Source organism: Mycobacterium sp., from assembly GCF_049683935.1.
Taxonomy (GTDB): domain Bacteria; phylum Actinomycetota; class Actinomycetes; order Mycobacteriales; family Mycobacteriaceae; genus Mycobacterium.
Window position 1 is genome coordinate 1 of sequence record NZ_JBAUJR010000521.1, and the last position, 18,727, is coordinate 18,727.

The window sequence follows — 18,727 nt, forward strand, 5'->3', positions numbered from 1 at the left end:
GCGGTGATGCGCCGCCGCTGCCTGCCGGCGCCGTCGAGTCGATCGCGGCGACCGTTCCGGCCGACATCCGCGACCGGGGCCGGCTGGTGATCGGGGTGAACGTGCCGTACGCCCCGATGGAGTTCAAGAACGCCGACGGTCAACTCGTCGGCTTCGACGTCGAACTGATGAACGCCGTGACCGAGGTGCTCGGTCTGGTGCCCGACTACCGTGACACCTCCTTCGACATGATCCTGCCGTCGGTGCTGGAGGGGACCACCGACGTCGGGATGTCGTCGGTCACCGACACCAAGGCGCGCGAAGCGTCGGTCGACTTCGTCACCTACTTCCAGGCGGGCACCCAGTGGGCCAAGCGGTCGGGCACCGCACCCAATCCGAACTCGCCGTGTGGGGTGAGAGTCGGTGTGGCACAAGGAACTCTGCAGGAAACCGAGGAACTTCCCCGCAAGAGCGATCAGTGTGTGGCCGCGGGCCAGGCGCCCGTGGAGATCGTGGTTTCGTTCAGTCAGGACGAGGTGACCAACGCACTGATCGCAGGCGAGGTCGACGCGATGTCGGCCGATTCACCGGTGACGGGCTTCGCGATCAAGCTCAGCCGCGGCGATCTCGTGCCCGCGGGCGACGTCTTCGACTCCGCTCCGTACGGTTGGCCCGTCAAGAAGGGTTCGGCGCTGGCGGAATCGCTGCGGCTGGCGCTGGAACACCTGATGGAGTCCGGTGACTACCGGGCCATCGCCACGATGTGGGGTGTCGAGCGCGGCATGATCGACACGCCGGTGATCAACGGCGCGACGAGGTAGAGCCACCGGCGCGCAACTGTGTAGAACCCACGCTGCCGGGTACGCCCCCAGTCAAGGGCGAGCCTGCGCGGCCCGCCGGACCTGCGACGAGAGACGATCGTGACTGCGCTACCTCCAGACCCTGATCCCGCAACCACCACCGGCGAAGAGCCCGGCGGCGGTGTGCCTCCCGGGGAGACGCCTCCCGACTCGGCGCAGACGTCGGCGACCTCGCAGGCCGATCCCTCCGCCGGCCACAACCTCACACCCAGGGCGATCGCCGGATTCGTCGCGATCGGCCTGTTCGTGGTGCTGTTCGCGGTCGCTGCCGTGCTGATGACGCTGAGGTTGTTCGGCTAGGTGTACTGACGTGAGAGGTTAGGTCACCGCCACCGGGCTCGGGTGCCTGGCCTCCAGTGAGGTGCCCTCGATGTCGAGGTTCGGGACGTATTTGTCGAACCACGTGCTGTGACGCCACATCCGGTCACCGAGAATGCTCATCGCGGCCGGGATCAGCGTCAGTCGCACGACGAACGCGTCGAGGAAGACACCGACGGCCAGGGTCAGCCCGACGGACTTGATGATCGGGTCACCACCGGCCAGGAACGCGATGAACACCCCGAACATGATCAATGCCGCCGATGTCACGACCCGCGCCGAGAGCCCGACGCCGGTGCGAACGGCCTCGACGGCATCGCCGCCGGACCTGCCCAGTTCCTCCTTGATGCGCGAGACCACAAAAACCTCGTAGTCGCTGGACAGACCGAAGATGATGGCCAGCACGATGATCGGTAGGAAGCTGATCGTCTCGCCCGGTGTGATACCGAGAAGATCTGCGCCCCAGCCCCATTGGAAGACGGCGACCTGCACGCCCATGGCGGCGAACACCGACAGCAGGAACCCGATGATCGACGTGATCGGCACCATCGCCGTGCGGAACGCGATCGTCAGCAGGACGAACGCGAGCCCGACGACGACGACCAGGAAAACCGGCAGCGCTGCGGCCAACTTGTCGGAGGTGTCGATGTTGGATGCGGTGGTCCCGCCGACCAGGATCGTTGCGCCGGTGTCGGCTTCGATGACGTCACGGTCGGCGCGGATCTGCTTGACCAGGTCGGCGGTTGCGGTGTCGTTGGGTCCGGTCTCGGGGATCACCTGGATGACGGCGGTCTGCCCCTGCGCACCGGCGGGCTGGGCCGCGACGACGCCGGGTTCGCGATCGAGGTTGGCGGCAAGGGTCAGCGGCGCCCGCGGATCCGTTGCGCCGGAGAGATCGGCGACGACGAGCAGTGGGCCGTTGAATCCGGCCCCGAGGTGCTCGGCGGTCAGATCGTAGGCCTGGCGCGACGTGTTCGACTCGGGCTGCGAAGCGCCGCTGGGCAGACCCAGATGCAAGGAAAGCGCCGGCAATCCGATCACGACGAGCATCGCGGATCCACCGACCAGCAGCGATTTGCGGAAGCGCACGACGAACCGTGCCCACGCGGCGCCCATCGTGCGGTGCGGCGTGTAGGCCGCGACCTGGGCGACCTCTTTCGGCCGGCCCGGCTGTAGCGGCGCCCTGATGAACTTCGACACCTTGGCGCCGGAGAAGCCGAACAGCGCAGGCAGCAGTGTCAGGGCGATGAGCATGGCGATGAACACCGAGACTGCCGCGGCGACGCCCATGTAGGTGAGGAAGGGGATGCCGACGATCGCCAGGCCGCACAGCGCGATGATCACCGTCAGGGCCGCAAAAACCACAGAGCCGCCTGCGGTTCCGACCGCCAGCGCGGCGGCTTCGTCACGCGGCATAAGCAACAGCAGATTGTTGCGATAGCGGTTGAGAATGAACAGGGCGTAGTCGATGCCGCAGGCGAGGCCGAGCATCAACGCCAAGGACAGAGCGGCGGTGGGCATTTCGATGAATGCCGCGACGACGAAGATGCCGAGCGCGCCGATGCCGACGCCGATGCTCGCGGTCAGGATCGGCAACCCGGCGGCGACGATCGCGCCGAACGTGATCAGCAGGATCAGGAATGCCACGCCGATGCCGATGATCTCAGGCAGGTGGGGAACGGCGACCTTGTAGCCGGGGAACACGCTGCCGGCGTATTCGACCTGGACGCCGGCGGCCTGCGCCGGTTCCATCGCCGATTCCAGAGCGTTCAGCGCCGGGTCGGCCACCTCGCCGGGAGGAGCCCGCCACTGCACGGTGCCCAGACCGACGCGGCCGTCGGGGGAGACCTGCCTGGTCTGGCTCGGTCCTGCGGCAGTGGCGATGTCGGGGATCGATCCGAGGTTCGCCATGGCCTCGTTGATGCCGGCGGTCACGGTGGGATCGGTGATCGTCTTGCCCTCGGGCGCGGCGAACGTGATCTGGGTCTGCGCACCGGCGAATGCGGGCAGGTTCTGTTGCAGTTGCTCGACGGCCTGCTGGGATTCGGTGCCCGGAATGGTGAAGTTGTCGCTGGGCTCGCCGCGCGCGCCGACGAATGCCAGGGCGACACCGACCAGAACCGCCAGCCACAGGCCCAGGACGAGCCCGCGGCGGCGGAAGCTGAAACCACCAACAGTGAACAGAAAACGAGACATGTGCACTCGGGTGCCCCACCGCGCGGGATCTACGCCTGGAAAACGGTGTGATCTCCGTGACGACGCTCGTACGCTGGGACGATGGCCACACTGTCCCCGGCGTCTCCGACCTCGTTGCCACCCGGTCCGAAGCTCCCGGCGACGGTCCAGGCCGCGCTGATGCTGAAGTTCGGGCAGCGTTTTGTGGCTACCTGCCAACGGCGCTACGGGCCGGCGTTCACGCTGCGCGTTGCGTCGATGGGAACGCTGGTCTACCTCACCGACCCCGCCGACATCAAGACGGTGTTCGCCGGCGATCCCCGGATTTACCATGCGGGGGAAGCTAATTCGATGCTCAAGGGGTTACTCGGCGACACCTCGGTGCTGGTGGTCGACGAGGATGTGCACCGGGATCGGCGCCGGCTGATGCTTGCGCCGTTCGCCCGCGACGCCGTCGCCGCGCAGACCGACGTGATCGCGCAGATCGCCGCCGACGACATCGCGGGCTGGCCGGTCGCTACGACATTCCCGGTCGCGCCGCGGATGTCGCGGATCACCCTCGAGGTGATCCTGCGGACCGTGATCGGCGCCAGTGATCCCGAGCGCCTGGCCGCGCTGCGTGAGGTGATGCCGCGGCTGCTCAGCGTGGGTCCGTGGGAGACGCTGGCGATCGCCAACCCGAAGCTGATGGGCCGGCGCCCGTGGCAGCCGGTGCGTCAGGCGATCGCGGAGGCCGACCGGTTGCTCTACGCCGAGATCGCCGACCGGCGCGCCGACCCCGACATCGCCCAGCGCACCGATGCGCTGGCGATGCTGGTGCAGGCCGGCGAAGCCCGCATGACCGACCGCGAATTACGCGATCAGTTGATGACGCTGCTGGTGGCCGGCCACGACACCACGGCGACGGGGCTGTCGTGGGCGCTGGAGCGGCTGACCCGGCACCCGGCGATCCTGGCCAGAGCGGTGCGCGCCGCGCGTGAGGGCGATCCCGACGACTATCTCGATGCTGTGGTCAAGGAGACGCTGCGGATCCGGCCGGTGGTCTTCGACGTCGGACGGGTTCTCACGGAGCCGGTCGAGCTGGCCGGTCATCTGCTGCCTGCCGGGGTGATGGTGATCCCGGGCATGGTGGTGCTGCACGCCAGCGACGCGGTCTATCCGCACGCGGACCGGTTCGACCCGGACCGGATGCTCGGGGCCACGCTGAGTCCGTCGACGTATCTGCCGTTCGGCGGCGGGAACCGGCGTTGTCTGGGTGCGACGTTCGCGATGGTCGAGTTCCGGGTGGTGCTGCGCGAGGTACTGCGCCGCGTCGAACTGGACGCGACGGCAGCCGCGGGGGAGCGCAGGCGCCTCAAGCACGTGATCTTTGTGCCGCACCGGGGTGCGCGGGTTCGCATCAGGGCCAAACGCACGGTGTCGTCGCAGGTCGCAACGCGCCAGCCGGGGTGTCCTGCGAACAGGTCCGTGGCACCGAGCTGAGGGTGTTCACCGCTGCTGAAAGGCAGGTGGGTGTAGTCTGGGCCTCAGGCGAGTACGTGCCGACAGTCCATTGCGACAGATTCCGGTGTGACAATACTCAGCTCGCGACGCGATTCTCTTCGCTCGGACACAGTGCGGGGTATGGCCCCGTACCGCTCAAGGACGCTGCTTATGGATTCGTCTGATCTGTTCTCTCATCGTCAGGCGCCGGAGGAGACCTCCAACTCGAGTTCACAAGAGCCGGTCCAGGCTCCCGTTTTCTCCGACCAGCCGAAAAAGACTCCCCCTGCTGATTCGCCATCCCGGTGAACGGGTTAGCGCGGTCCCGCCGCGCTTCGCGACCCATCAGGGTCACCCTCGCGAGCCCTCTGGGCGCTCAGATCGACGGCGCCTGGTGGCCGCACACCGCGTCGGTGGCGACCGAACTGCCCGAGTTGGTCGGTGCCCTGCACCGGCCGTTGGGCGAGATCGTCGACATCCGCATCAACTGGTCGTCCACCGAAGGTCAACTCGACCTGGAGACGATCGCCACCGGCGCGCGCCTGATGCGTGCCGGCGACCATCACCGCCGGCCCCGCCTGATGGTGGTCGTCGGAAAGACGGCGAGCGCGAAACTTCTTGTCATACCGAGCATGACGTCACAGGCGCTCGGCTTGATGGTGCTGCGCACCGCAGCGGGTCTGCCCACCTCTGGTGGCACCGGCGACGCCCGACTCTTCGAGACGGCACGAGTGGTGATGCGGCTGGCCGAGGCCGAGAGCGCGAAGTGGTGCGACCCGATCAATTCCTGACGCGCCTGCGGTTGTTGTGAAATGCACTGTGCTGGTGGCGTCTTGTGCAAGGTTAGTGTCGGGCCATCTACCGTGCTAGCCTTATCCGGGATGTCTGTCTGACATCCATTCAGAATGACGGAAGTTGATTAGTATGGCACAGGGAACTGTGAAGTGGTTCAACGGCGATAAAGGCTTCGGATTCATCGCTCCCGATGGCGGCGCAGAAGATGTGTTCGTTCACTACTCAGAAATCGGTGGGAGCGGATACCGCTCACTCGAGGAGAACCAGCGCGTTCAGTTCGAAATCGAACAGGGCGCCAAGGGTCCTCAGGCTGTGGGCGTAACTGTCGTCTGATAGACGACTCCAACGCTTACATGTGGGCTGGTGGGATTTATCCCACCAGCCCACATCTCGTTTCACCAGGTGTGTGCGACATTTCGGAGCACTGTAAAGCCTCATCCTCAACATGTTCGCCCTGGCGGCATGAAAAGTATTGTCGCACAAACTAATCGGCGCACCGTCTGATGGTCTTCTGAACTCACAGCACAGCGACCGTGACACGTTGGTCGGAAGCCGTTGCGCGTCAGCGCTTCTTGTTGGAGACCACGTCCTCGATCGCCGAGGACTTCCCGGCAGCCTTGGCGTTTTTGTCCGCGCGTTTCTCCTTCAGAGATTTCCCGGACTTCTTGGACATTCCTTGGCGAGGAGATTTGTCAGACATCGCTGGCCCCTTGATCATCATGGGGGCCTGGACGGTCCCGATCAGTCGACCATACGCCCCTGCTCCAGCCGTCGGGTGGCGTCGCGGGGACAGAGGCCAGGGTGTAGCGTTGCTGGTGTTGGGAACCCAGCCAGTCCGGGATGCGTCAGCTGTTATCCGCTGATCTCGCCGAGCAACCGCTCACGCCGGATATGCCGGTAACAACCGTACGTCGGGATTGTCTTGAATTCTGTGCCCACCTTCAATTCGATGATGGCTCCTGCGGTGCGGCAACCACTTTCCCGTTCTGTTCGCTTCGGCATCATCAGCACCTTCCCTCCCACCCCGTGCGGGGTGGCCAGGTTCAGCGCGGGCTTGTCCGGCGCGCTGCGAGTGCATGGTTCCGAGGTCGGGGTCGTGCGGGTGGCCGACGGCGAGCCCTCCTCCGACGACCTGGTGGTCGGCGAGCTGGTCACCGGCTCGCCGCAGTCGGTCGCAGAATGTGCGGCGTCGCTCAACCGCGGGGACGTCGCGGTGATCCAGCACGAGTTCGGTCTCTACGGCGGTACCGACGGCGAGGAAGTGATCACCCTCCTCGAGAGCCTTCAGGTTCCCTCGATCCTGGTTGCCCATACGGTTCTCAAAGACCCCACGCCGCAACAGCGTCGGGTCATCGAGACGATCACGACCAAGGCGAGCCGGGTGGTGGCGTTGTCCGACGCCGCGCGGAAGCGTTTGAGCACGGTGTACGGCGTCGACAGCCAGAAGGTCTCCACGATCCCGCACGGCGCGACCCTTCCGACGGTGCCCCGCGCGAAGCGTTCGGCTCGGCCCACGATCCTGACCTGGGGTCTGCTGGGTCCGGGCAAGGGCATCGAGCGGGTCATCGACGCGATGGCGTCCCTGCAGGATGTACCCGGTCGGCCGCGTTATGTGGTCGCGGGACGGACGCACCCGAAGGTTCTGGCCAGTGACGGCGAGGCGTACCGCGAGTCGCTGATCGAGCGGGCGCGTGCCGCCGGGGTGTCCGATTCGGTCACCTTCGATGCGCGGCACTACGACGGCAACATGCTGACCACCCTCATCCAGTCGGCCGCGGTGATCGTGCTGCCCTACGACTCCACCGACAAGGTCTCCTCCGGCGTGCTCGTCGACGCCGTCACCAGCGGTCGACCGGTGGTCGCCACCGCGTTCCCGCACGCTGTCGAGTTGCTCAGCTGCGGGGCGGGCATCGTGGTGGACCACGACGAGCCTGACGCGCTGCAGTCGGCGCTGCGGCGGGTGCTGACGCAACCACGCCTGGCGGGCTCGATGGCCTCCGAGGCGCGGGCCCTGGCCCCGGAGATGGCGTGGCCGGTGGTGGCCCGGTCCTACATCGATCTGGCGCAGCGGGTCATCGCCGAGCACAGGGCACTCAACGCCGGCCGATGAAACGAGTCGTGGGCGCAGAGCTCGAAGTCGGCATCACCGCACCGACGACGCTGGAATTCCAGATCGCCGTCGCGCCGCATCCGCACACCGAGGTGTACGAATCGCTGTCGTTCACGTTGAACGGAAAACCGGTGCAGGCCAAGGAGATCAGCGGAACGCACGGAAACCGGATCCACAAGATGGAAGCCCCGGTGGGATTGCTCGAGGTCGACTACACCGCGACCATCATCGGTCGCACCGACCCGGCGCCGGTCACCGAGTACGACCTGTCGATGTACCTGCGCCCCAGCCGCTACGCCGAGGCCGACAAGTTCTTCGGTTTCGCCGCAACCGAATTCGGCAACTACCGCGATTCGGCAACCCTGCTGGAGAAGGTTTCGCGGTGGGTCGGCAGCCGGCTCAGTTACGTGCCCGGCTCCAGCGACCCCATCGACGGCGCGGTGGACACGTTGCTCGCCGGTGCCGGAGTATGCCGGGACTACGCCCATCTGGCGGTGGCCATGCTGCGTGCTGTCAACGTGCCCGCCCGCGTGGTCTCGGTCTACGCGCCGGGGCTGTACCCGATGGACTTCCATGCCGTCGCCGAGGCGTTCGTCGAGGGGCAGTGGCGGGTGGTCGACGGGACGCTGCTGGCGCCCCGGCAGTCACTGGTGCGCATCGCCACCGGTCGCGACGCCGCGGACATCGCCTTCCTGGACAACCACGACGGCGCGATCACGCTGAACAAATTGCTGGTGACCGCCTATGTCGACGGCGACCTCCCTCGCGACACCATCGACGAGTTGGTGTCCATCACCTGACGTGATGGGGGTAGTTCTCGTCGCGGTTCTGAAACGCCAGGATCGCCGGATTGCGGATCACTCCGTCTTCGATCTCGATGGCCCGCGCGATGGTCGGTGTCTGCTTCCACGCGGCCGGTCCGGCCAGCAGCGTGTCCAGGTGGGGCAGGAGTGCCTCGCTGATCTCCCAGGTCGCCGAGTTCCACAGGTAGGACGGGCTGTGGTCGACGGCGTAGTAGTCCACCCCGTTGGCCAGCGCGACCATCGGCTCGACGAACGAGGTGGGGCGTGCCCAGCTGAAGCCCATGCCGACGTCGCAGGAGACGTCGACGATCAGGCTTCCGGGGCTGAAGGCGGCCAGTTCGTCCTCGGTGACGAAGACCAGCGGTGCGTTGGGGTCCTGCAGGACGCAGTTCACGACGATGTCGCTGTCGGCCAGGAACCGCGACACCGGGACACGTCCGTCCTCGGTGTCCGCCCAGATCTGCTCGGGGGTCTCCGGGTCGGACCCCATCTGCACCATCTGGGTCGAATGGATTGGTGAGGCGACGGCGGCGACGTCGCGGTTGGTCAGCACGAACACCTCGTCGACGCCGTGGGCGTTCAGGGCGGTGACGGCGCCGCGCGCGGTGGCGCCGAACCCGATGACGGCAGCCCGCAGCCGGCGACCGTAGCTGCCGGTGATCCCGGCCAGGGCGATGGCGTGCAGGACGGAGCAGTAGCCGGCCAGCTCGTTGTTCTTGTGGAAGACGTGCAGGCCGAAGCCGCCGTCGGACTTCCAGTGGTTCATCGCCTCGAACGCGATGAGCGTCAACCGCCGGTCGATGGCGACCTGGGTCAGGGCGGAGTCCTGCACGCAGTGCGGCCAGCCCCAGACGACCTGCCCGTCCCGCATGTCGGCAAGATCCTCGGCCTGGACCTTGGGCAGCAGGATCACGTCGCAGTCGGCGATGAGTTGCTCCCGGCTGGCAATGCCCGCCACCTGGTCGGCCAGAGAGTCGTCGGTGGCGCCGAACAACGAGCCGTACCCGTGCTCGAGGAAGATCCGTGGACTCAGCGCAGGATCGATTCTGCTGAAATGTGCGGGATGTATAGGGAGCCTACGTTCATCGGGCTTGCGGGAGTGGGCCAGAACGCCCAGCGAAAGCCGTTGTGAATCAGCGCTTCCTGTCATGTCGCCGACCCCTCGCAGATGGGGCCCCGGTTGGTCCCGCCGACCCGACCCTACAGGTCGCGTTGACGCATACAGCAGGCCTCATTAGCCTTAGGGCAACGCCGACGAGCTGCCGTCGTCTATCGATCTCGGCTGGTGGTCCGCAACCAATGGGTTACCACCGATAGCCCAGATACCCATGAGCCGGACGGACCGACAGGAACCCACAGTGGCAATCGCCGACATCGCTGCGTACGCGCATCTGAATGAAGCGGAGATCGAGGCCTTGGGCCACGAACTCGACGCCATCCGTCGCGACGTCGAGGAATCACGTGGTGAGCGTGATGCCGCCTACATCCGACGGACCATCAAGTTCCAGAGGACGTTGGACGTCGCGGCGCGCCTGATCATCGGGTGCAGCAGGTCGCGGACCGGCTGGGCCGTCGGGACCGCCGCGCTGGCCTATGCGAAGTCCATCGAGAACATGGAGATCGGCCACAACGTCGGCCATGGTCAATGGGACTGGATGAACGACCCCGAGATCCACTCGAGCACCTGGGAGTGGGACATGGTCGGGGTCTCGTCGCAGTGGCGGTACTCGCACAACTACCGACATCACATGTACAGCAATGTCGTCGGGGTGGACGACGACCTCGGGTTCGGTGTCATCCGGATGACCCGGGACCAGGAGTGGAAACCCGAGCACCTGTTCCAGCCGTTGCGGAACCTGTTGCTGGCCAGCATCTTCGAATGGGGGATCGGCCTACATGGGATCCACTCGGAGCGCGACCGGTTGACACCGGATCATGCGAAGGTCGTCGAGGCGAGAAAGGCCTTCGCCGCCAAGATCGCCCGGCAGTCGCTCAAGGACTACGTACTCGTCCCTGCACTGAGCCGGTCTCGCTGGCGTAGGACCCTGGGCGCGAACCTGACCGCGAACCTGCTGCGCAACTTCTGGGCGTACGCGGTGATCTTCTGTGGCCACTTTCCCGACGGGGCAGAGAAATTCACCGCCGATGTCCTCGATAACGAGACCAAGGGTGAGTGGTACCTGCGGCAGATGCTCGGCGCCGCCAACTTCAACGCCGGTCCGCTGATGGCCTTTTCGAGCGGCAATCTTTGCTACCAGATCGAGCACCACCTGTTCCCCGACCTGCCCAGCAATCGACTGGCGCAGATCGCGGTGCGGGTCCGGGAGGTGTGCGACAAGTACGATCTGCCCTACACCAGCAGTTCGCTTGCGCGGCAGTACTTCCTGGTACTGCGGACCATTCACAAACTGGCGCTTCCGGATCGATTCCTGGTGGCCACCAGTGACGACGCCCCGGAAACCGCTTCCGAACGGAAGTTTTTCGACGGTGCCCGTCCCGGTAAGTCGCCGGGTGGCCTTCGGACAGCCTTGCGGGAGCGTGGACACAAACGTCGCTAGTGGCACCACCTCGGCGCGTATAGGCGTAGCGTGGGATGTGTCGGGCAGCTCGCTTGCGAGCGGAAAATGCCTGATCGAAAAGGAAATTCATCATGGCCGTGTCAACTCCGATCCGATCCCCCTACGAGCGACGTGTCGAACTGATCAAGGACACGATCAGTGAGCATTCCAAGCTCGGCGACAAGGCGGCGGGCGAACTCGCAGTGCAGGTACTCCACGTTCTGAACTCGATTCCCGAAAAGGTGCGTTGAGTCCTTGTGACCGTCACTGTGACACTCAGCGATGGCCACACCGAGGAGTACATGCGGTTCGGTGACACGTTCGTCAAGCACCACGACGGCAGCCTCGATGTCATACGAGGCGGTGCGGCACAGCCATTCAGTTATGCGGCCGGAGAATGGGCCCATGTGGAAGGCGACAAGCAGAGATGGAAGAGGCGTGGGTTCTGGAACTGAACAAAGGAGTGCCGAGAACCCGGCTACTCGACAGCAGTGATCCGCGACCAGCTTATGGCTGCGGTCGACGGCCGGCGCGGCTCAGAAGCCGCCGACCGGCTCTGTGAGGCCTGCGTGATGCTCCTCGACATCGACGCGGCGGCGATCTCACTGGTGTGGGACGGCGCCAACGCCGGAACGCTGGGTTCCAGCAGCGAGCACGCGAGGATGTACGACGAGCTTCAGTTCACCCTCGGCGAGGGGCCGTGCCTGGAGTCGGTCAGCCGGAGGGGTCCGGTGCTGGTCACCGACCTCGCGGATAAATCCGACGGGCGTTGGCCGATCTATGGACCCGCGATGATCGACATGCGGATCCGTGGCGTGTACGCGATGCCGGTTGTGGTCGCCGGCGAATATGTCGGCGCCCTGGATTTCTTTTCCACGGCTCCCGGGCAACTCGCGGGTCCTCAGCTCTCTGGCGCCATCGTCGCCGCCGACCTGGCCGCGGTGCCTGTGCTCGATCTGCTGGACGCCGATCTGCAGGCGGCAGCCTCGGAGCCCGGGAGCAGTGCCTGGGCCGAACTGAACGCGCTGTCGCGCGCAGAGGTCAGCCAGGCCACCGGCATGATCGTCGCACAGCAGGGGATCGAACCTGCCGAGGCGCTACTTCGACTGCGCGCGCATGCCTATGCCGCCGGCCGGTCCGCCACCGAGGTGGCCCGCGACATCCTCGAGCGCCGCTTGCGGCTGGATGCCGACTGATGCGCGAACCGAGCAATCAGGAAGGAGGGAAACATGAACGAAACTCCCCGTGAAACACAGGTATTGGATGCAGTGGTGTCCCTCGTGGACAGCCTGCTCGTCGACTTCGACGTGATGGATCTGTTGACCGACCTCACCGAGCGCAGTGCAGAGTTGCTCGACGTGGCCGCCGCCGGATTCCTGCTGGCCGACCCGTTCGACCAGCTGCAACTGCTGGCGGCCACCACCACACAGGCACACGGCCTCGAACTGTTCGAGCTGCAGACCGAAGAGGGCCCGAGCCTGGACTGCTACACCACCGGGCAACCCGTCTCGGTCGCTGACCTGGGAACCGCCGTGCGCCGCTGGCCCAGGTTCGTTCCCGCGGCGGTGGACGCCGGCTTCGCCTCGGTGCATGCCGTGCCGATGCGTGCGGCCGGACTGGTGCTGGGCACGCTCGGACTGTTCGGCACGCGGCCGGGCGCGCTCAGCGACGCGGACCTTCTCGTCGCGCAGACCCTCGCGCACATCGCATGCGTGACGATCCTGCAGGGGCAGGCGCCGACACCGTCGACCGTGCTGCCGCAGCTGCGTTCCGCACTGACGAGCCGGATCGTCGTGGAGCAGGCCAAGGGATTCCTGCGCGAGATCCTCGACCTGTCGGTGGCGGAATCCTTCGATCTGTTGCGTTCGTACTCACACGCCAAGGGTGAACACCTCACCGAGGTCGCCCGCCGGCTGATGAGCGACCGGCACTCGCGACCGGTGATGATCGCCGACCTCACCGAATACGCCCATAACACGATGCGCTAGGAGCGGTGCCGGACCCGAGCGCGCCGAACCGCCTCCTCCACCAGTCGCTCGGCGAGCACGGCGAGCTTGATGTTCTCCGCCTGGCTCATCCGCTTGAGCCGGTCGACCGCCTCTTCGGCGGTCGCTCCCGTGCGGCTGCGCATGATCCCGACCGCCTGGTCGATCACCGCCCGGCTGGCCAGCGCGCGCTGTAGATGTTCGGTCCGCTCCCGGGCGCCGGCCAGCAACTGCGCATTGTGCACCGACACCGCGGCCGGTCCGGCGAACTGGGAACCCAACGCGACGGCGTGGTCGCCGAACGCATCTCGGGTGTGGGCATAGGCGTTGATCGCGCCGATGACATGATGGCCCACCATCAGTGGCACCGACAGGGCCGAGTGCACCGCCATTCGGGCCACTCTGCCGCCGAACCGCGGCCAGCGGTCGTCGCTGCCCAGCGAGCCGCTGACGGTCACCCGTGCCGACTCCATGCAGGTGATGCACGGACCTTCGTGCAGTTCGTCGTACTGCACGGCGTCGATCATGCTGACGAACTCCGCGGTTGCGGAGAACGTCTGGACACGCAGCGGAGCGTCGTGAGTCTGCAGCAACACCACGCTCGCGCCGTCGACATGGGGTATGGCGTGTGTGGCAAACGCGGCCACGTCGCGCAGCAGGTTGCTCACCGGGCTTGCGCCGGCCACCAGGCCGGCCACCCCGCTCAGTCCTGCTTGCAGGTCGCTGTGGTCGGCTCTGCGTTGCGAAGCCGACAGATCTTCGTGGGGAACCCGGCCGGGCTGCGGGTCGTAATCAGCCATGGTGCTTAGAACGTACCCGTCCCCGGCCGGTCCGAAAGCTTGTCTCGGTCAGCTCACCAGCGCGAGCGCGTGGGCGCGGCGCAGCTTGCCCGACGGCGTCTTCGGGATGGTTCCCGGCGCAAGCACCACCACGTTGCGCGGCCGCACGTCCACCTCGGCAAAAACTTCGTGGGCGACCTGGCGTTCGACCCGGCGCACCTGGGCCTCGTCGGCGTAGTCCTTGCACTCCACCGCCACCGCGAAGGTCTCCCGCGACCGGCCGGCGTCCAGTCGCACCGCGACGGCACATCCCGGCCGCACCCCGGTAACCCGGCTGGCGGCGCGCTCGATGTCGGTGGGGTAGATGTTGCGGCCGGCCATGATGATCACGTCCTTGAGGCGGCCGCACACCACCACGTCTCCGGTCTCGGTCAGATAGCCGAGGTCGCCGGTGTCGTACCAGCCGCGCTCGTTCTGGGCGGCGATGAAACCACCCACGGTCGTATAACCCTTGGTGACCGGTTCGCCGCGCACCTCGATGACTCCGACGCCGCGGGCGTCCAGTTCGGCGCCGTCCTCGTCGACGACCCGCAGTTCCAGGCCGTCCAATGGCTTGCCGAGCGCGACGAGCCGGCGGGTGTGACCCTTGGTCGCCGGCACCGCGCGATGCAGGACGGCGAGCAGGTCGGCATCGACCTCGTCGATGACCATGCCGCCACCGCACTCGGAGAACGACACCGCCACCGTCGTCTCGGCCATGCCGTACGCCGGGATGATCGCCTCGGGCTTGAGGCCGAACGGAGCGCCGGCTTCGCAGAGATCCTCGACGTCGAGCGGGTCCACCTGCTCGGCGCCCGAGAGCGCCCACCGCAGCGAGGACAGGTCGAACTCACCGGGGGTGGCCTGCCGGCGCAACCGCTTGGCCAACAGGTTGTAGGCGAAGTTCGGCGCGGCCGTCATGGTGCCCTTGTATTTGCTGATCAGCTTGGGCCACAACAGGATATCGCTGAGGAAATCCATCGGCGTGACCTTCACCAGCTCCGCGCCGTAGTACATCGGCACCGTCAGGTAACCCGTCATGCCCATGTCGTGGAAGCACGGCAGCCAGCTGACGATGACGTCGTTCTCGATGTCGAAGTCGCAGCCGATGGTCATGGCATCGGCGTTGGCCACGATGTTGGCGTGGCTGATCTGGACGGCTTTCGGAGACCCGGTCGATCCGGAGGTCAGCTGCATCAGCGCGATGGCGTCGTCGTCGGTGTCGACCGGATCGATCGGATCGGCGGCGAGCAGATCCTCGATGGTCAGCACCGTCATGCCCATCCCGGCAAGGACCGGCGCGGCGGCCATGAACGGGTCGGAGATGACAACGGCTCTGGCCGCGATCATGGAGATGACGGCGGTGGTCTCCTCGGCCCAGCGCACCAGATCGGTGCGGGGCGTGGGCTGGTGCACCATGGTCGCGGACGCGCCGCGCATCCAGATGCCCTGGGCCGTCGGCGCGATCTCCACGGGCGCACCGGCCAGCACAGCGACGGCGTCACCGGGTCCGATGCCCGCGGCGGCCAATCCGCCGGCAACCCGGCGGGCGCGCTCGTGCACTTCGGCCCACGACTGGCGGACGGGTGCGTGCGGCTCACCGGTGATGAGGCCCTTGGTGCTGTTTTGGGCGTTGGCGTACATGGTCTCGGTAAATCGGCTCATGGAAGCCCCTAATGCATTGGCGGGTAGGCGCCTGTGATCTGTGCCCTGCGGACAACGTGGTCTGTCAGGTATTGCGCGAGCCGCTGAAGTTCGACTGCCGCCGCCCGACGATGGGCTGCGGTACCGCGTGACCTCCTCGCGTCTACTCCAGACGGTCCCCGATCCGATCGGATCGAGGGTCGCGACATGTCAGACGCGCAGACTGTACCGGCTTTAGTGCCACGGACCGTTGCTACATGTCCGATGTGACACGGATTGTTACGAGGTTGGGAACGTTGCGACATCAAAACCCCAGCGTGGGGACACAAACGTGGATGGTCGGCTGACGTCGAGTTCGGCAGGGACGACATATCGCCGCCGAGACGTTTCCGTGAGGCTGGGAACCAACCCGGGTGGAGCTTAGCGTGAGGTACCCGTTTGCGGGCGCGGCACACGCGTCGTCGATCTGCTTGTCGGACGAGCGCTATCGCCCCCGTTACCGCATGGCGGACCAGATCCTTCGGTCCGGATCGGCGGTGGGTGCGTCATCCCGGTGCGGAATCCGTGGCTCCACGGGCCGAGAACTGACTCATCAGTAACCAAAAACCCAAAGGCGCCCGGAAGGGCGGTTAGCCACGGTAAGCATTTAGCCATGGGTGCGGGGTCTCACGTGGGTCGAGTCGGCGGTTTGGCAGTGGCACTGGGAATCGGTGCCGCGGTTCTTGTCGGAGCGGGTGCCGCGGCAGCCGACGAGGGGAAAGCATCAGGCTCGACCTCGAGCGGCCCGTCTACCTCGGCATCGTCGTCCGAGTCGTCGTCTGAGACGCCCAAGCGGACCAAGACCCGGGAGGAGGCGGACGACGCTGCTGATGGCTCCGACTCCGATGCCTCCGACGCTGATGACGACGCCGACGAGGACGCTGACGAGGCCGACGACGTCGATGACGACGTCGCTGACGTGGATGAGGACGTCGCGGACCGAGGCGACGACGACGCAACGGATGACGAAGCCGAAGAGTCCGTCGACGAGGTCGAAGACACCGTCGAAGAGCCGGTTGAGAAGCCGGTTGAGGTAGAGGGCGCGGTCGCTGACGAGCCGGTGGACATCGCCCCCGCCCAGGTTGATCCCGTCGTAGACGAATCGGACGTCGAACCGGTAGCCGAGCCCGTCGACGAGGTGGTGCCGACCGAGGTCGTGACCACCGAGCTCTCCACGGTCAGCCCGCCGGAAGAGTCGGCAGACGCGACCGGCAACCCCGCTGTTCCGGCGTTGACGTCGCTGGTGATGTCGCTGGTCGCCGCGGGCCGCGAGGTGACGGGCGAGACCCCGGCCATGACGGCGACGGAGGTGGGTACCAGCCTGGCGGTGGCAGCCGCCGAGCAGTACCCGGTCCCGACCGGTGTCGAGATCATCGAGTGGACCCCGCCGTTGGAGTGGCTGCAGCGGATCCCGGTGCTCGGCGAATTGATCGTGACCCCGATAGTCGGGCTGCTGCATGTCATCCCGTTTGTCGGCGACATCCTGCATCCGGTGATCGGCTTCCCGATCGACCACGATGCTCCGGAGGGCAGCCCGAGACCGCGCAGTTTCATCGTCAAGTCGTTCGACGGCACCAACATCTTCGTGAACTTCATGCCGGCCAAGGGATTGGCGGCAGGGGGGAAGGCGCCGACGGTGCTGTCCGGTTCAGGTCTGGGTCTGCCCGGCTCGACCACGCTGGAGTTGAAGACCGACAGTTTCCTGCCCAACGACGTCATCGGCATCGGTGCGCTGCGTGAGGCGGGCTACAACGTCGTCACCTGGGATCCGCGTGGTGAATGGCGTTCGGGCGGTCGGATGCAGTTGCAGTCGCCGGACTTCGAGGGTCGCGACGTCTCGCACATCATCAGCCACCTGGCGACGCTGACGGAGGTCGAACTCGACGCAGCCAACGATCCGAAGCTCGGCATGGTCGGTGCTTCCTACGGTGGCGGTATCCAATTGGCCACGGCGGCAATCGATCACCGCATCGATGCGATCGTGCCGACGATCGCGTGGAACAGCCTCGACAATGTGCTGTTCCCCGACGGTGCGGTACGCAGCGGGTGGGGAACGCTGTTGAGCGCCGTGCTGGTCGCCACGCTGTCGCGGCCCAATGAGCGGATCCTGCCCGCGGCGATCGTCGGCATCCTCACCGGCAAGGTCGCGCAGGCCGACCTCGATCTGCTGATCGACCGCGGGTACGCCGACCAGATCGGTGACATCACCGCGCCGACGCTGCTGATCCAGGGCACCGTCGACACCCTGTTCACGCTGGAGCAGGCCGACCTCAACGCCAAGGCGCTGATTGCGGCTGGGACGACGACAAAAGTGTTGTGGTACTGCGGCGGTCACGGTGCGTGCCTGAGCAGCTACAACAACGGCGACGTCGTCGTCGGCCGGACGCTGGACTGGCTCGACCATCACGTCAAGGGCGAGAATGTGGACACCGGCGCGCAGTTCGAGTGGGTGGATCAGAACGGCGACCTGTTCTCCTCGGACACCTACCCGGTGGCGACGGGGGAGGCCGTCACGGCGAGTCGGGACGACGACAAGTCGATCTTCATCTTCCCGTTCATCGGCGGATCGGGCCCGAGTCCGTTCGGCATCACCCGAGGGTTGATCGCGGCGCTGCTCGGATTGCCCTCGGCGGCACCGGCTCTGAACGCGGTCAACCTCGAGGTTCCCGATGCCACGGAGACGACCCATATCGTGGGTGCGCCGGAGCTGACGTTGACCTATTCGGGCACCGGCAGCGCCACGCATGTGTACGCGCAGATCGTCGACGACGAGACCGGTCTGGTGCTCGGCAACCTGGCCACCTCGATACCCGTTGAGCTGGACGGTGATTCGCACACCGTCACGGTTCCGCTGGACCAGGTGGCGCACACGCTGCAGCCGGGTCAGTCGGTGACCGTGCAGGTGATGACCTCGACGTTCAACTTCCTGAACTTCTACTCCTACGGCGCGATCACGGTGGAGGGGATGTCGGTGAAGCTGCCGACGCTGGCTGCCGCCCAGGTGACGCAGGTCGCTGCCTAGCGCTTGGCGTTGAGACTGCGCTCACGGCGGACCCCGGCCTTGAGACTGCGCTGGCGGCGGGCCCGGGCGTTGAGACTGCGCTGGCGGCGGGCCTTGGCGTTGAGACTGCACTGACGGCGGGGTTTACTCACATTTTCCC

The 18,727-nt window shown here is 66.3% G+C and carries 18 protein-coding genes; 13 read left to right on the forward strand and 5 right to left on the reverse strand.

Translation table 11 applies throughout. The features are described from left to right. Together WA965_RS29395 and WA965_RS29400 are read left to right on the forward strand one after the other, a co-directional pair. On the forward strand, positions 1-800 hold an 800-nt coding region (locus WA965_RS29395; RefSeq protein ID WP_526448306.1), incomplete at its 5' end, for an ABC transporter substrate-binding protein. 99 nt (positions 801-899) lie between these two features. Next, positions 900-1,139: a DUF6480 family protein gene (locus tag WA965_RS29400; RefSeq protein ID WP_526302622.1), complete on the forward strand. Its 240-nt coding sequence runs from the start codon at positions 900-902 to the stop codon at positions 1,137-1,139. An 18-nt stretch (positions 1,140-1,157) separates the two neighbouring features. Here the strand turns inward: WA965_RS29400 and WA965_RS29405 are convergent, their stop codons facing one another. Next, entirely contained in the window at positions 1,158-3,353 is a 2,196-nt protein-coding gene (locus WA965_RS29405) for an MMPL family transporter (RefSeq protein WP_526302620.1), read from the reverse strand. Between the two features lie 81 nt (positions 3,354-3,434). Here WA965_RS29405 and WA965_RS29410 point away from each other — a divergent pair, with 81 nt between their 5' ends. The 3 genes from WA965_RS29410 (at position 3,435) to WA965_RS29420 (ending at position 5,942) form a co-directional block, all read left to right on the forward strand. Then, positions 3,435-4,814, forward strand: coding sequence for a cytochrome P450 (locus WA965_RS29410; RefSeq protein WP_526302618.1), 1,380 nt, complete (start codon positions 3,435-3,437; stop codon positions 4,812-4,814). Between the two features lie 305 nt (positions 4,815-5,119). Continuing rightward, the gene (locus WA965_RS29415; RefSeq protein ID WP_526302616.1) at positions 5,120-5,605 is read left to right on the forward strand and encodes a DUF5994 family protein; all 486 of its coding nucleotides are present in this window, start codon (positions 5,120-5,122) and stop codon (positions 5,603-5,605) included. Between the two features lie 133 nt (positions 5,606-5,738). Continuing rightward, a complete protein-coding gene (locus tag WA965_RS29420; protein ID WP_178359081.1) occupies positions 5,739-5,942 on the forward strand; it encodes a cold-shock protein in 204 nt (67 codons plus the stop codon). Positions 5,943-6,171: 229 nt separating this feature from the next. On the opposite strand, the gene WA965_RS29425 is transcribed toward WA965_RS29420, so the two are convergent. Then, the gene (locus WA965_RS29425; protein ID WP_178359082.1) at positions 6,172-6,309 is read right to left on the reverse strand and encodes a hypothetical protein; all 138 of its coding nucleotides are present in this window, start codon (positions 6,307-6,309) and stop codon (positions 6,172-6,174) included. A gap of 252 nt (positions 6,310-6,561) precedes the next feature. On the opposite strand from WA965_RS29425, the gene WA965_RS29430 reads away from it, so the two are divergent. Both WA965_RS29430 and WA965_RS29435 read left to right on the forward strand, forming a co-directional pair. Then, entirely contained in the window at positions 6,562-7,719 is a 1,158-nt protein-coding gene (locus WA965_RS29430) for a glycosyltransferase (protein ID WP_526302626.1), read from the forward strand. Next, complete coding sequence (locus WA965_RS29435; RefSeq protein WP_526302613.1) at positions 7,716-8,519, forward strand: transglutaminase-like domain-containing protein; 804 nt, start codon at positions 7,716-7,718, stop codon at positions 8,517-8,519. Before WA965_RS29430 ends, WA965_RS29435 begins: the two co-directional genes overlap by 4 nt. Here the strand turns inward: WA965_RS29435 and WA965_RS29440 are convergent. After that, complete coding sequence (locus WA965_RS29440) at positions 8,512-9,672, reverse strand: N(5)-(carboxyethyl)ornithine synthase (protein WP_526448307.1); 1,161 nt, start codon at positions 9,670-9,672, stop codon at positions 8,512-8,514. The two genes, WA965_RS29435 and WA965_RS29440, sit on opposite strands and share 8 nt — an antisense overlap. A gap of 208 nt (positions 9,673-9,880) precedes the next feature. Between WA965_RS29440 and WA965_RS29445 the strand changes: the two genes are divergently transcribed. The 5 genes from WA965_RS29445 (at position 9,881) to WA965_RS29465 (ending at position 13,068) form a co-directional block, all read left to right on the forward strand. Continuing rightward, positions 9,881-11,080: a fatty acid desaturase family protein gene (locus tag WA965_RS29445; protein WP_526294099.1), complete on the forward strand. Its 1,200-nt coding sequence runs from the start codon at positions 9,881-9,883 to the stop codon at positions 11,078-11,080. Positions 11,081-11,172: 92 nt separating this feature from the next. Next, complete coding sequence (locus WA965_RS29450; RefSeq protein WP_526294096.1) at positions 11,173-11,331, forward strand: DUF6307 family protein; 159 nt, start codon at positions 11,173-11,175, stop codon at positions 11,329-11,331. A gap of 6 nt (positions 11,332-11,337) precedes the next feature. Further along, positions 11,338-11,535, forward strand: a complete 198-nt coding sequence (locus tag WA965_RS29455; protein ID WP_526294095.1) for a hypothetical protein — start codon at positions 11,338-11,340, stop codon at positions 11,533-11,535. Between the two features lie 54 nt (positions 11,536-11,589). Beyond that, positions 11,590-12,276, forward strand: coding sequence for an ANTAR domain-containing protein (locus WA965_RS29460; RefSeq protein WP_526294098.1), 687 nt, complete (start codon positions 11,590-11,592; stop codon positions 12,274-12,276). Between the two features lie 33 nt (positions 12,277-12,309). Further along, a complete protein-coding gene (locus tag WA965_RS29465; RefSeq protein ID WP_526294094.1) occupies positions 12,310-13,068 on the forward strand; it encodes a GAF domain-containing protein in 759 nt (252 codons plus the stop codon). Here the strand turns inward: WA965_RS29465 and WA965_RS29470 are convergent. Beyond that, on the reverse strand, positions 13,065-13,865 hold the full coding sequence (locus WA965_RS29470; protein WP_526294093.1) for an ANTAR domain-containing protein: 801 nt from the start codon (positions 13,863-13,865) through the stop codon (positions 13,065-13,067). The genes WA965_RS29465 and WA965_RS29470 overlap by 4 nt on opposite strands. Before the next feature lie 48 nt (positions 13,866-13,913). Next, entirely contained in the window at positions 13,914-15,548 is a 1,635-nt protein-coding gene (locus tag WA965_RS29475) for a fatty acyl-AMP ligase (protein ID WP_526294092.1), read from the reverse strand. Between the two features lie 631 nt (positions 15,549-16,179). Between WA965_RS29475 and WA965_RS29480 the strand changes: the two genes are divergently transcribed. Continuing rightward, complete coding sequence (locus tag WA965_RS29480) at positions 16,180-18,588, forward strand: CocE/NonD family hydrolase (RefSeq protein WP_526448308.1); 2,409 nt, start codon at positions 16,180-16,182, stop codon at positions 18,586-18,588. The last annotated feature ends 139 nt before the right edge of the window (positions 18,589-18,727 follow it).